Origin of the sequence: Polaribacter sp. SA4-12, from assembly GCF_002163675.1 — a bacterium.
GTDB lineage: Bacteria > Bacteroidota > Bacteroidia > Flavobacteriales > Flavobacteriaceae > Polaribacter.
On sequence record NZ_CP019334.1, the window covers coordinates 2,198,277 to 2,213,008 of the forward strand.

Annotated in this window: 12 protein-coding genes; 10 read left to right on the forward strand and 2 right to left on the reverse strand. The window is 33.2% G+C overall.

Annotated features, from left to right (window positions below; genetic code table 11):
• Positions 1–142: 142 nt before the first annotated feature.
• The 4 genes from BTO07_RS09540 (at position 143) to BTO07_RS09560 (ending at position 3,487) form a co-directional block, all read left to right on the forward strand.
• Positions 143–1,426, forward strand: a complete 1,284-nt coding sequence (locus tag BTO07_RS09540; protein ID WP_157663319.1) for a PIN-like domain-containing protein — start codon at positions 143–145, stop codon at positions 1,424–1,426.
• Positions 1,427–1,677: 251 nt separating this feature from the next.
• Complete coding sequence (locus BTO07_RS09545; protein ID WP_020894505.1) at positions 1,678–2,022, forward strand: hypothetical protein; 345 nt, start codon at positions 1,678–1,680, stop codon at positions 2,020–2,022.
• A 211-nt stretch (positions 2,023–2,233) separates the two neighbouring features.
• Entirely contained in the window at positions 2,234–2,692 is a 459-nt protein-coding gene (locus BTO07_RS09550) for a helix-turn-helix domain-containing protein (RefSeq protein ID WP_087521009.1), read from the forward strand.
• A 207-nt stretch (positions 2,693–2,899) separates the two neighbouring features.
• Positions 2,900–3,487 (forward strand): IS3 family transposase, encoded by a 588-nt coding sequence (locus tag BTO07_RS09560; RefSeq protein ID WP_257789773.1) that lies wholly within the window; start codon positions 2,900–2,902, stop codon positions 3,485–3,487.
• 499 nt (positions 3,488–3,986) lie between these two features.
• Here the strand turns inward: BTO07_RS09560 and BTO07_RS17690 are convergent, their stop codons facing one another.
• Positions 3,987–4,118 carry a hypothetical protein gene (locus BTO07_RS17690; RefSeq protein ID WP_442956785.1) on the reverse strand — a complete coding sequence of 44 codons (132 nt, stop codon included), beginning with the start codon at positions 4,116–4,118 and terminating at the stop codon, positions 3,987–3,989.
• A 156-nt stretch (positions 4,119–4,274) separates the two neighbouring features.
• A complete protein-coding gene (locus tag BTO07_RS09565; RefSeq protein WP_087521012.1) occupies positions 4,275–4,547 on the reverse strand; it encodes a hypothetical protein in 273 nt (90 codons plus the stop codon).
• Positions 4,548–5,323: 776 nt separating this feature from the next.
• On the opposite strand from BTO07_RS09565, the gene BTO07_RS09570 reads away from it, so the two are divergent.
• The 6 genes from BTO07_RS09570 to BTO07_RS09595 are packed head-to-tail and all read left to right on the forward strand — an operon-like array spanning position 5,324 to position 14,589.
• A complete protein-coding gene (locus BTO07_RS09570) occupies positions 5,324–10,297 on the forward strand; it encodes a 2-oxoacid:acceptor oxidoreductase family protein (protein ID WP_198342446.1) in 4,974 nt (1,657 codons plus the stop codon).
• 5 nt (positions 10,298–10,302) lie between these two features.
• Positions 10,303–11,661, forward strand: a complete 1,359-nt coding sequence (gene rsxC / locus BTO07_RS09575) for an electron transport complex subunit RsxC (RefSeq protein ID WP_087521013.1) — start codon at positions 10,303–10,305, stop codon at positions 11,659–11,661.
• Positions 11,654–12,673 (forward strand): RnfABCDGE type electron transport complex subunit D, encoded by a 1,020-nt coding sequence (locus BTO07_RS09580; protein ID WP_087521014.1) that lies wholly within the window; start codon positions 11,654–11,656, stop codon positions 12,671–12,673. Before rsxC ends, BTO07_RS09580 begins: the two co-directional genes overlap by 8 nt.
• Positions 12,670–13,386, forward strand: coding sequence for an FMN-binding protein (locus tag BTO07_RS09585; RefSeq protein ID WP_087521015.1), 717 nt, complete (start codon positions 12,670–12,672; stop codon positions 13,384–13,386). Before BTO07_RS09580 ends, BTO07_RS09585 begins: the two co-directional genes overlap by 4 nt.
• Positions 13,379–14,011 (forward strand): electron transport complex subunit RsxE, encoded by a 633-nt coding sequence (gene rsxE / locus BTO07_RS09590; protein ID WP_087522601.1) that lies wholly within the window; start codon positions 13,379–13,381, stop codon positions 14,009–14,011. Before BTO07_RS09585 ends, rsxE begins: the two co-directional genes overlap by 8 nt.
• Positions 14,008–14,589: an electron transport complex protein RnfA gene (locus tag BTO07_RS09595; protein WP_087521016.1), complete on the forward strand. Its 582-nt coding sequence runs from the start codon at positions 14,008–14,010 to the stop codon at positions 14,587–14,589. Before rsxE ends, BTO07_RS09595 begins: the two co-directional genes overlap by 4 nt.
• Positions 14,590–14,732 lie beyond the last annotated feature (143 nt).

Consider the following 14,732-nt stretch of genomic DNA (forward strand, 5'->3'; position numbering starts at 1 on the left):
CACCGTATAAACTTTATTGCTAATTATAGCTCACTTGGGAAATTCCTTCGGAATTTCGCCGTTCGTGTTTTATTTAGTAAATTCATTGCTTAAACAACGCAACAAAGCTTATACAACAACGTTAGGCACAATTAGAAGAAAAATGGAACTACTAAAAAAAATTCATAGAAATAATAAACAAATTGACTTTAAATCAATTTGGAATAAAGGAACATTTATTTTTGATTCTAATGTATTATTAGACTTGTACAGACTACCAATATCTGCAAGAGAAGATTTATTTAGTGTTTTTCAAAATGAGAAATTTAAAGATAGGATTTGGATTGGATTTCAAGTTCTTTTAGAATTTTTGAATAATAGACTAGAAGTAATTAGTGACCAAAAGAATAAATTCAATCAAGTTAAAAAATTAGTTGAATCAACTATATCAGAATATGAGGAATCAAATAACACTTTAAGGAAAGAATTAAATAATTTAAAATTAGCTCAAAGACATTCCTTAATAGAGCCCGAAAAATATATAAAAGACAAAAATTTTAAAAATAGTAAAAACTTTTTAAAAGAATTTATAGAGTATTTAGATAAGTTAGAAGAAAAACAATTTGATGTTAATGAAGACGATATTATAAAAGAAAAAGTACTTGAAATTTTTAAAAACAACGTTGGTATTTCTTTTGATCAGGAATCTCTTGAGAATATATATAAAGAAGGAGAAGAACGTTATAAAAATCAAGTTCCACCTGGTTATATGGACGGATCTAAAAAAGGTTTTTATCCATATGAAAATAAAAACTTTAAAAGAAAATATGGAGACTTACTTCTATGGAAAGAAATAATTGAAAAATGTAAGAAAGAAAAAACTGAATACGCAGTTTTAGTAACAGGTGACATTAAAGAAGATTGGTGGCAAAAAAAAAGAGGAAAAAAATTAGGAGCCAGAATGGAATTATTAAATGAAATATATTCTCAAGCAACTGATCTAGATACATTTTATATGTATGACACATCATCTTTCTTACAATATGCAAAACTAGAAATAGATGAGAATATAAAAGATTCCTCAATTTCAGAAACTAAAGAACTAATTGAATTAAGTAGTCAAGAAAGACTTAAAATTGAAAAAGAAAAGTCAAAATTAAGACTGAAAAATGCAAAAATAGATTTTGTAGAGATTCAAAATAAAATATCATCAGTTAAAAAAGAAATAGAAAAAATAAAAGAATATCAAAACAAAGTTTCAAACACTAGAACAAATATATATTTGGAAAGTGACGAAAATGACGAAATTAAAGAATATGCTCATAATTTAGGTTATTTAGAAGCGGAACAAGATGAAGAATTGAAAAGGTTAAACGAAAATCTTAAACAACTTGAAAAATATAAATCTAAATTCATATTAGACTTTTATAAGAAACGAAAGAAATAATTAACTGTGCCTAACACCGTATAAACTTTATTGCTGGTTTTAGCTCACTTGGGAAATTCCTCCGGAATTTCGCCGTTCGTGTTTTATTTACTAAATTCACTGCTTAAACAACGCAACAAAGCTTATACAACAACGTTGTAGCCAATTTGAGAAAAATCGTGAATAAAATAATAAACATCTTGATTTTGACAATTGTCGTTCTGACTTTTGCTTCTTGCAACAAAACGAATGAGGATAAATTGAACGTTATTTTGAACTCGGAAAATATAGAAATACAAGTAAATGTTTACGGAGGTTTACCTGGATATTCTGAATATAATCTTTTTGTTAAAAAAAATGATTTTGAATCTTTAATTATTATTGACAAAGGAACTGACTATCAAACATTTGTTACAATTAGAGATGATAGAAAATTATTGAATGAGTTTTTTATGAAATCTGTGGAAACTAATAATCCTGAAAAACAATATAGAAGCTCTTGCATCGGACCAAATAATTACGAATATATTTTTAAAAGTGGAATGACCAAACTTAAAGTAAAACCAAGCAGAGAGTGCGACTCTATTTTTAGTATAATTATGAAAGAAAAATTTTGAATAAAAACTGGCTACAACACCGTGTATAATTAATTGCTTGGTCACTGCCGACTTACGAACATTCCTGCGGAATATTCTATCTGTGATTTATTTGCTAAATTAGGTGCTTAACCACGCAACTAACCATACACATCAACGTTGTAACACATTTAATGAATGTACTTTACTGAAATAGGTTGACTAAAAATTAAACACTTAATCATAGTCACTTATGAAAAAACAAAAACAACCCTGGCGAAAAAAAAGCTACCAAAAAGCAACTTTAGAACTCAAATTATTCGTCGTTGACCAAATTCAAAATGGTCAGATTTCCACAAACTTTGCTTCCAAAAAATATGATGTTCCTAGAACTACTATTTCATATTGGATTAGAAAATATAGTACTTTAGCTCAACAAAATAAAGGTATGAGTAAAATCGATGAAATCAAAAAATTAAAGGAGCGTATTGAAGAACTTGAGTTTGTAAAAGACTTCCAGCAGGATATTATAGCGGATATGGAAATTATTACAGGAGTCGATATGTCAAAAAAGTCGTTGCCCGAAACATTAGCAAAAGAGATAGAACTAAAAAAGAAAAACATTTTAAAAGAAAATGGCTCTATCAGTGTTTTGGGATTTCTAAACAAGCCTTCTACAAAAGAATTAAAACCTTCGAAAACAAAAAAATAAACGATAGAATATTAATTAAAATGGTATTACAATATCGTAAAAAAGTAGGTTCTAAAACTGGTGGTATTAAGCTCTATCCTGAATTAAAAAATCAAATGACACATCAGAATATTAATATAGGTAGAGATAAGTTCTATCGCTTTTTAAGACACTACAATTTATTGATACCGAAAAGAAAAAACTATGTAACGACAACTAATTCTAAACATTTTTTTTAGAAAATATAGAAACCTTGTCAAAGAACACGTTCCTTCTCGACCTGAACAACTTTGGGTAAGCGATATCACATATATTAAAACTGAAAATGGACACAATTATTTAGCCATTGTTACAGATGCTTATTCGAAGCAAATTATGGGATACAAACTTGATAACCATATAAGAACATCACTTTGTACAGATGCGCTCGCTATGGCAATTAAAAACAGAAAATATCCAACTAAAAAACTCATACATCATTCAGATAGAGGTTTTCAATATTGTAACCCGAAGTACACCGAATTTGCAGAAAATAACGGAATTACAATCAGTATGACTGAAAAATACGATCCTTACGAAAATGCTATTGCCGAAAGAATTAATAGAACTTTAAAATACGAATATGGATTAAAACAAATTATTAAAAACACCTCTATTGCTCAAGAAATAACAAAACAAGCAGTATACATTTACAATAATTTAAGAACACATTTTAGCCTCAATTTAAGAAAACCTGCAGAAGTACATTTAAACCCGAATATAAAATACAAATCGTATCGAAGAAATAATGTAAATTTACCTGAACTAACTATTTAGATTATAAATAATTTTAAAGGTATAAATTAGACCAAAAAAGGTCAACCTATATCAGTATAATACATTTAGTGAAATAAGGTTAATTTCCATTTTTTTTCTTACTAATTTAAAAATATTGACTTATTTAAATATAGTTGTAATTTAATCTCAATTTTCAGGTTCTGAACCTATTTGGTTTCAAAAGAATATTCGAAGAATAGAAAGTTAGAAATAAAAAAATAAGTAGAAAACTCGAAAGCTAGATTTCAATAAAATTGAATTGACTTCTTATTCTAACCCAAAATCTAGGCGTTAGAATACAATGATAAATTACTTATATTTTTTGGGTAAAATTATCTTTTATATCTCCTAATTAGATGATACATTTAAGTAATATCTCTTTTAGAATTCATTCCTATAAATTTTAAATAAATATCATTTACATCAAATACAGTTTCATTGATTTGTAAAAACAAAAAAACCTGATTAACTTTTTGTTTAATCAGACTTAGTTGGTTGTTCATGTAATTTTATTATCGGGTATAGAAACTGTTTGTTTTTTTCCATTCCAATAACATGGATTTACAAATAATCTTGTTGAGAATCTTTTTCTTTTTGTGACGTCCTGAAAAATTGACACTACACCTAACATGGCATTTTTTTTATTGATTTAATCTCTTCTGTTACAGTAAGAGTAATATGTTTAGTTTATTGTTTTCCATAGTTTTATTTTATTAACAACGGTGTACCTAATTTTGTAGAAAACATTAATAAACTTATTCGGAAATAAATCATTGAAATCTGTTAGCTATTTTCGTACAAAATATTTATTATCATCTAAAGTGTAAATATAAGAACCATCTGAAATTAATAATTCTATTTTTGGATTAGAACTTTTGTAAAAAGTAACATCTGTTTGATGAATTTGCTTTACTTTGGTAAAAGTTACAGAAGTAAAAGCTACATTAGAACTTACAAAAAAGGCTTGACCTGAATGAATATATCCTGTTATTAATTCTTTAGATTCTCCTAAAGAACCTCCACTTTCGATTGTTAAAGAAGAAGATGCGAGACGGAGCAATTCTTTAAAATCTTGATATGTCTTAGATTCAAAAAAAGAATTTTAACATCATTTTAAATACTTTTAAAAATGTTTCAGAAGTTAACTTTGATAAAGTTTCAAAAAAAGATTTTACGTATAAATAAATATTTTTTGGTACAAATGGTATGCACAATCAAACTCAATATCATATAAAAATAGAAGTAATTATTTATTTTTAAGCCTAAAAAAATGGATTACAAAAAAACAAATCATTTTTTTTTTGCACTTTACACTTTGTAATTTATTTTTTCCTTTTTCCATTCCAATCCCCCCTAACCATTATCAACGTTAAAAATATTTAGCTACTACCCATTAATATATGTGGTTCTAATTACCGTAATTTCAAATTGGATTTTTTCGTTTCTCCTCATCCCTTCCATTTAACTAATAAGCATAAAAAAGAGCTTTCTCCATGATAAAAGTCATAAAATCAGAATATTGTCTTATGTAATTTTAGTACCTCTTCATTAGGGTTCTGTAATACTCTATTATAAATTAAAACTATTACAGATCAACACTAATGAAATCAAGTTCATTGAAGAAATTATTTTGAGACATTATTGAAAAAATATCGTGCTATCGAGAGTCAGCTCATTAACGTTTATTTGAGTGATATAAAATTCACTAAGGATTCTAAATTTAGTGCCTATTTCAATAAAATAGATAACTGTATTAATCTAGTAAAATAGACGAAAACAATTGGTTAATTATATTAGAGTACCGTAACTAAAAAAACTATCAAATAGAGCATCATTATGAGCAAATCATTTTTAGAAAAAATTGGCATTTCCAAGAATGCAAAAGGTAACAAAAACAATAAATCATACAAATACCCAGGTAAACCCGTAGCTATGGATGGAAACACGGCAGCAATTATGTGCGAACGTGAATCTACAGATGCTGCTGGGGCATATCCTATTACTCCATCAACCCAAATGGGTGAGTATTGGGCCGATGCTGCTGCCAAAGGGCATTTAAATATTTCTGATAGGCCTTTAATATTCATTGAACCTGAAGGTGAACATGCTGCTGCTGCTGTAACTGCTGGTTTATCGATGACTGGTTTACGAACATCTAATTTTTCTTCCGGTCAAGGAATTGCTTATATGCACGAATCACTATATGCGGCTGTAGGAAAACGTCTTACTTATATATTGAATGTTGGTGCTCGAGCAATGACCAAATCTACCTTAAATGTACACGCAGGACACGATGATTATCATGCTGTAGATGATACAGGTTTTTTTCAAATGTTTGCAAAAAAAGCGCAAGATGTAGCAGATCTTAATATTATCTCACACCGTATTGCAGAATTAGCACTTACTCCAGGTATTATTGCTCAGGATGGTTTTTTAACTACACACTTAATCGAATCGTTTCTTTTACCAGAACGTGAATTGATTAAAGAATACCTAGGTAAACCTGATGACATAATCAATACCCCAACACCTTCTCAGCGAATTATTTATGGCGAAACACGTCGTCGTATTCCAGAAATATGGGATGTAGACAACCCTGTTATGGCAGGTATTGTGCAAAATCAAGATTCTTATATGCAGAGTGTTGCTGCACAACGTCCGTTTTTCTTTGATCATATTAAGGAATTAGCAGACAGGGCTTTTAAAGAATACGAACAACTCACAGGAAGACTCTACGAACGAGTGATGACTTATAAAGCAGATGATGCTGATTATCTTATTTTAGGACAAGGTAGTTTGGTTCCCAGCGCAGAGGCTGTTGTGGATTACATTAGAGAAACACGTGGAATAAAAGTAGGGGTGGTTAACCTTGTTATGTTCAGACCATTTCCAGCAGATATGCTTGCAAAAATATTAAAAGGCAAAAAGGCTATTACTATATTAGAACGACTAGATCAACCATTGGCTGTCGATTCACCTATTACTCGTGAAGTTCGTGCTGTTTTAAACAAGTGTGTTGAAAATGGTATGGATAAAAAGCACAAACCTTATCCTGAGTTAACCTCTTACGACATATCCGAAATGCCTGCAGTTTACTCTGGATCATTTGGTATGGGAAGTAGAGATTTACAACCAGAAGGAATCATTGGTACAATCGAAAATATGCTACCCGATGGAAAACATAAAAAAATGTTTTATCTATCTATCGATTTTATTCGTAAAATTCCACACTCACCAAAACAAAAGGCATACCAAGAAACTATTGTGGAATCTTACCCAAAAGTTAGTGAATTAGCCGTTCATGGCTCAGAGAATCCAAACTTAATGCCAAAAGATGCCATAACTGTACGTTTCCACTCTATCGGTGGTTGGGGTGCAATTACTACAGGTAAAAACATGGCGATGACCTTATATGAATTATTAGGGTACAATATTAAGGCTAATCCAAAATATGGTTCGGAGAAAAAAGGACAACCAACCACTTACTATCTTGCAGCTTCTTCAGAACCGATTAAAATAAACTGTGAATATTTCTTTGTAGATGTTGTTTTATCACCAGATCCTAATGTTTTTAAACACACTAACGCATTAGCGGGACTCAAAAAAGGAGGTAACTTCATTATTCAGAGTGAGAGAGCAACTGCAGATGAAGTGTGGGCCGATATTCCGGTACATTATCAAAAGATAATTATCGATAAAGAAATCCATGTGTATTATATAGATGGGTTTAAAATAGCACGTGAAGAAGCCACTGATCCAGAATTGCAATTACGTATGCAAGGAATTGCCTTTCAAGGTGCATTTTTCTCAGCTTCTCCTCTTATGGAAAAATCAGGATTTTCGGATGAGCAATTACTAAAAGCCATTGAAGACCAATTACAAGATAAATTTGGATCTAAAGGACAACGTGTAGTAGATGATAATATGCGTGTAGTAAAACGTGGATTTGATGAAGTACATGAAATCACTAAAAAAGTACTGGGTGCTGGGCATAATGACAAAGCCATTGGCAATGGTCTACCAATTCCGTCAATCCCAAAAATGATGAAAGAAATCCCACAAAGTGAATCACAATTAAGTGATATTCACCGCTTCTGGGAACAAACAGGTAACTTCTATTTAAGAGGAATGGGGAATGATAACATTACAGATCCGTTTATAGGATTAAGTGTAATGCCGGCAGTTACATCAGTATTCCGTAATATGACGGGGATTCGATTTGAACACCCAGAATGGATTCCTAACAATTGTACAGCCTGTGGAGACTGTTATACTGTTTGTCCAGATACTGCTATACCAGGACTTGTAAGCGAGGTGTCCGATGTTTTTGATACTCTTGTGAAACGTGTAAAAAAGAATCACGGAAAACTGGAGCACTTACCTAAAGCTGTTCGTAAGTTAGAAGGTAATGTTAGAAAACTATTTACCACCTCTAAAGATGAATCAACGGTCAATGATTGTGTTTATAATGCTATCGATATGACTATTGATGCTTCTGATAAAGGAATAGCTAAAGAACTAGCCAAAGAATTTGATTGGTTTAAAGAGGAGTTAGGAGAATTCAACTTTGCTTTAACTAGACCTTATTTTGATTTACATGAGAAAAAAGAAAAAAATAGTGGTGGTTTATTCAGTATAACTATCAACCCAAATACATGTAAAGGATGTATGGAATGTGTTGAAGTTTGTAATGATAATGCCTTGATTAAGATACCGCAAACCGAAGGTTCGGTAGTAAAACTTAATAAAGAATGGGATCTTTGGATGGACTTACCAAGCACGAAACCAAAATTCAATCGTATTGATAGTCTTGAAGAGAAAATTGGGCCATTAGAAACTATTCTACTAAATAAAGAAGCTTATTTAAACTTTGCCAGTGGAGATGGTGCTTGCTTAGGATGTTCTGAAAAATCAGTAGTACACATATTTACCGCTACTGTTGAGTCACTTATGCAGCCACGTATTGAAAAACACATGGCATATATTGATGGGCTAATCGATAAATTAGAAAAACACATCCAAGTCAAATTAATGCATCGTTTAGATCTGACGGATTCGGATACTATGGCAAAAATTGTCAAAGAAATGCAAAGCTCAGATTTAACTATGAGCGAAATTACCCGTAGATTAGAGTCTGAACATGATAGTGAACCAATTGACCAAGAGTGGTTGCGTAATGTAACACAACTTCTTGCTAGATTAAAGAAATTGCAATGGAAATATACCAATGGTACAACCGGAAAAGGTCGTTCTAATATGGGTATGCTTAACTCTACCGGATGTACTTCTGTTTGGGGAAGTTCTTGGCCTTTCAATCCATATCCATTTCCATGGGCTAATCACTTATTCCAAGATTCAACATCTTTAGCAATGGGAGTTTTTGAAGGACATATGTCTAAAATGGCCGACGGTTTTAAAACGATTCGTAAGGCAGAATTAGAGCTTTCAGGAAAATATGATGCAACAGAACATGATGACTTTTTTACTTACTTTAAATGGGAGCAATTTACAGATGAAGAATGGTTGCTTTGCCCACCAGTAGTAGCACTTGGTGGTGATGGTGCCATGTATGATATTGGTTTCCAAAACTTATCAAGAATGATGGCTTCAGGTACACCAATTAAAGTGATTGTTGTAGATACCCAAGTATATTCGAATACAGGAGGACAGGCTTGTACTTCTGGTTTCATTGGTCAAATTTCTGATATGGCTCAATATGGTAAGGTTAGTAAAGGAAAAACTGAACCTAGAAAAGAGATTGGTCTTATCGCTATGGCACACAGAAATACATACGTAATGCAAGGAACATTGGCTAATACAAGTCATATGATTGAAGGTTTTATCGATGGTTTAATGACCAAACGACCAGCACTTTTCAATCTATATACTACTTGTCAACCAGAACACGGTGTTGCAGATGATTTAGGTGCACACCAGGCGAAACTTGCTGTAGAATCTAGAGCATATCCTATATTTAAATATAATCCAGACAATGGAATAAAAACTCGAGAAGGACTTGATTTATCTGGTAATCCAGGTATGGAAGAAACATGGCCAACATACGACCTAAAATATCAGGAATATGGCCAAGACCTTACGATGAAATTACCGATGACTTTTGCTGATTTTGCATTAACGGAAGCTCGATTTAGAAAACACTTTAGAAAAGTTCCCCGTAGTGCTTGGAATGACAATATGGTGTTATTAGCAGACTTCTTATTACTAGAAGAAAGCGATCGCGAAGGTAAATTCCCATACATATGGGCGGTTGATAGAGAACAAAAACTGAATAGAGTGTTGGTAGCAAAACCAATTGTTGAGTCTTGTGAAGAAAGACGAGACTTCTGGTTAATGTTACGCGACCTTGCAGGAGTAGAAATAGAAAAACCTCAGGAAGAAAATCTAGAGGAAAAAATAAGAAATGAAGTTGTAGGTAATATTGCACAAGGACTTATGAAACTTGCTGGCGGTAATGGAGACCCTATTGCACAAATGGCAATGGGTAAAATTAACACAGCCGATGCGGATGTCATTGTCGAAGAACAACCATCCAATGGGGAATATTTAGCTCCTTGGTTAGAAACCGAAGAATGTACATCATGTGATGAGTGCACTAAACTTAATCCTAATATTTTTGCTTACAACGAAAATAATAAAGCGTACATAAAAAATCCTAAAGCGGGTCCTTATCAAGACTTAGTCAAAGCGGCTGAAAAATGTACAGCAGGTGTAATTCATCCGGGATTACCGGCAGATAGATCTGCAAAGGATATTGAAAAATGGATAGGCCGAGGAGAAAAATTTAACTAAGAAATATGGGGCTATTCAATTTTCATAAGGATACGTTTAAACACGGTATTCATCCTCCAGAAAGCAAAGGAGAAACCAATGGTCTTGCGATCAAGCAGTTTCCCTTTGCTCCTGTCATCATTTTACCTTTAGCTCAACACATTGGTGCGCCGTCTCAAATTGTTGTCCGTGAAGGTCAAGAAGTGCAGCGAGGAGAATTATTAGCAAAAGCTGTAGGTTACGTTTCCGTTCCATTACATGCTCCTGTTTCTGGTATTATTCAAAAAATAGCAAATGTCCCAACAATTTCGGGAAAAATGTCCCTTGGAATTTATCTCAAAACATTTCCCTCTTCTACTCAAGAAATACTAGAGGGAAAACCGATTGATCCTGATACAGCTACTGCCGAAGAAATTCTGCAAGCAATTCAGGATGCAGGTATTGTTGGTCTAGGAGGAGCAGCATTTCCAACTCATGTGAAATTGAAAATTCCTAAAGGAAAAAAATGCGAAACTCTACTTATTAATGGAGTAGAATGTGAACCCTATTTAACAACGGATCACCGTGTTATGTTAGAACAGGAAAATGACATTTTTACTGGAATTAAATATTTACTAAAAGCTACAGGTGCTAAAAAAGCCATTATTGGTATTGAAGCTAACAAGCAAGATGCAGCTGATCACTTAGCAAAATACATTCCTAAAGAATTACCTGTTACCATAAAAGTGCTTCCGGTAAAATACCCTCAAGGTGCGGAGAAAATGCTGGTTACCTCAATCCTCAATAAAGAAGTTCCGTCAAAAGGGCTACCCATTGAAGTTGGTGCCGTGGTAGTAAATGTTGCTACAACTGCAGAGATTGGACGATTATTACCTCATGGACGCGGTATACAAGAACGAGTTATCACCATTACTGGACACGGAGTTAAAAAGAAAGGAAATTATTTAATTCCTGTAGGCACACCATTACGTTATGTGTTGGATTATGTAGGTGTAGACGAAGCAATTAGTGAAGTTTATATGGGAGGTCCAATGATGGGCGTAGCGGTTTCTAACCTCGATATTTCTATTGTAAAAGGAACCTCAGGCATCTTGGTATTTACAGGAGAAGATGTAGGCAAGTCGTCCCAAACATATCCTTGTATTAAATGTGGTGCTTGTTTAGATGCTTGTCCTATTATGTTAAATCCATCCAAATTGGGAATCCTAGCAAAATTTGAAGCTTATGACGAAATGGCTTCAGATAATAATTTAATGGACTGTTTTGAATGTGGATCATGCACATATGTATGTCCATCCCATATTCCACTAGTTCAGTATTTCAGATTGGCTAAACGAGTTGTACGAAAACGGGAAGCCGAAAAAAAAGAAAAAGTAAATGATTAAAAAAACATTAAATATAAGCTCATCGCCACACATTTATAAAAGGCGAAGTACCGGTGACATTATGAGAAATGTTGTATGGGCATTACTGCCTGTTGTATTTTTCTCTGTTTATTCTTTTGGATTAAATGCTTTACTTGTTATTGCTACAGCAACGCTAGCCAGTGTATTGACAGAGCATTTTTTATGTAAACTTTCTAAAAAAGAATCTACAGTTCATGATTACTCTGCTGTAATTACAGGGTTATTATTAGGACTTACTTTGCCCCCAAGTTTTCCTTTATGGATGGCTTTTGTTGGCGGGGTAATAAGTATTGCGCTTGGTAAATATATTTTTGGTGGATTAGGTTATAACGTATTCAATCCAGCACTTGTGGCTCGAGCTGTTTTACAAGCTGCCTTCCCTGTAGCAATTACTACCTGGCACCCAGCTTTACTGCCAGATAGATTTTCTACTATTGCTCAGTCGATCTTTACTATGCCATTTATGCAACCACAATTTGATGCCATTTCGGGAGCAACTCCCCTTACGGCTTTTAAATTTGATGGTATTGTAGCACCAACAATAGAATTAGCTTTTGGTCAAACTAGTGGTTCAACTGGTGAAACTTGTGCCGTTATCATTGCTTTGGGTGGTATTTATTTGATATCTCGAAAAATGATGAGTTGGAGAACTCCATTGGCGGTATTATTAAGTGCATTTATATTAAGTGGAATCCTTTATTTAAGCAATAGCGAAATATATCCTTCTCCATTCTTTATGTTATTTTCTGGTGGATTAATGTTAGGTGCTGTATTTATGGCAACAGATATGGTATCCTCACCACTTACGCCATTAGGCTTATGGATTTATGGAGGTATTATTGGCATCTTAACAATTGTGATTAGAATATGGAGTGGTTTACCTGAAGGCGTTATGTATTCTATTTTACTAGCCAATGCGATTTCTCCCCATATTGATAATCTTGTTAGAAATAGGGTTTATGGAACAAATAAAAAAATAAAAGTTACATGAGTAAAGCTACCAAAATAGAAAAGCAAGAATCTTCTAGTAGCATAAAAATGCTAAAGGCTATGCTAGTTATTGGAATAATAAGCGCGCTACTTATTGTGTCTGCTTATCAACTAACGCTGCCTAGAGTACTACAACTTAAAGCAGAAGCTTTAGAGAAGGCTATTTTTAAAGTTCTCCCGGGAACTGTTAGTACACAAGCTTTTGGTATAAACACCAAAGGAGAATTAACCAAGATAGAAACTGGAGAAAAATATGAATCTACCTATTATGCAGGATATGATAAAAATGAAAAACTTGTAGGTTATGCTATCGATGCCGCCGGACAAGGTTATGCAGACATTATCCGAGTATTGTATGGTTACGATCCTAAGGAACAAATACTAATTGGGTTTCAAGTTTTAGAAAGCAAAGAAACTCCAGGACTTGGAGATAAAATTGAAAAAGACCAGCGTTTTATTGACAATTTTAAAGCTTTAGACGTAAGCCTTACGAATGATAGAAAACTCAAAAATAAGGTGATTACAGTGAAACAAGGAGAAAAACAAAACCCTTGGGAAATTGATGGAATAACTGGAGCTACTATTTCTTCTCGTGCAATCGGAAAGATTATTGGTGTAAGCACAGCAAAAGACGTTCCTATTCTCTTTAACAGTAACATAAAGATGATAAACGATAATAAACCTAATGGAAAACAAACAGAAAGCAATGAGTAAAGATAATACCTCATCCAAACAGGAAGTTTCCAATACCGATGAATTTATCAAAGGAATTTGGCGAGATAATCCTGTATTTGTGCAAGTACTAGGTATGTGCCCAGTATTGGCTGTTTCAAATACGGCAGAAAATGCCCTTGCTATGGGTTTAGCAACAGCTTTTGTCTTATTGATGTCTAATATCTTGGTATCCTTACTTCGGAATTTTATTCCCAAGCAAGTACGTATTGCCTCGTATATTCTTATAATCGCCACTTTTGTTACTGTGACCGATTATGCTATTCAGGCTATCAGTGTAGAGTTGTACAAAAGCCTTGGTGCATTCATCTCATTAATTGTGGTAAACTGCCTAATTCTAAGCCGTGCAGAAGCATTTGCTTCTAAAAATACGGTATGGAAATCTATGCTTGATGCTCTTGGTATGGGGCTAGGATTTACGTTCGCTCTTTTTTGTTTAGGGGCAGTGAGAGAACTTCTTGGTAATGGATCCATTTTTCAATTCGCCATTTTTCCAGAGAATTTTCAAAATTGGATAGTAATGATATTACCGGCTGGTGGTTTTTTTACACTTGCAGCTTGGTTACTTATAATTAATGTGATACAAACAAGAAAAATAAAATTATGAACACAGAATCTCTAGGAACTATTTTTCTCAATGCCGTCTTAGTTAACAACTTTGTCTTGGCCTATTTTCTGGGTATTTGCCCTTTTTTGGGCGTATCAGGAAAAATTGAAACTGCCTCAAAAATGGGTGGTGCTGTTACGTTTGTAATGCTAATAAGTTCTATGTGTGCTTATGGAATTCACGCCTTTTTGGTAGCAATCGATGCTCCTTACCTTCAGTTGATTAGTTACATTGTTGTGATTGCTTCTACCGTACAATTGGTTGAAATGTTCATTAAGAAAATGAGTCCGGCATTGTTTCGCTCTTTGGGTATTTTTCTTCCACTGATAACTACTAATTGTGCAATTCTAGGTGTAGCATTATTTCAGACAAATAAAGGGTACGATTTTTCAGAAAGTGTGGTCTATGCATTAGGAGCCGGGGTAGGATTTACACTAGCATTGCTATTAATTTCAGGCTTAAGAGAAAAGTTAGATTTTGCTGAAGTACCTAACGTTTCAAAAGGAACAGCATTAACCCTGTTTCTTGCAGGTATATTATCATTATGCTTTATGGGTTTTGCAGGCCTTGGTGCTTAATAAAAAAAAGAAAATATGTTTAAATCACTTATAATCGGAATTGGTTCAATAGTAGCTTTAGTGCTGTTATGGACATTAGTACAAACTCAGTGGAAAAATGTATTTCGCGAAGAATATTTAGAAGATGATGTGCTGGCAGGCAG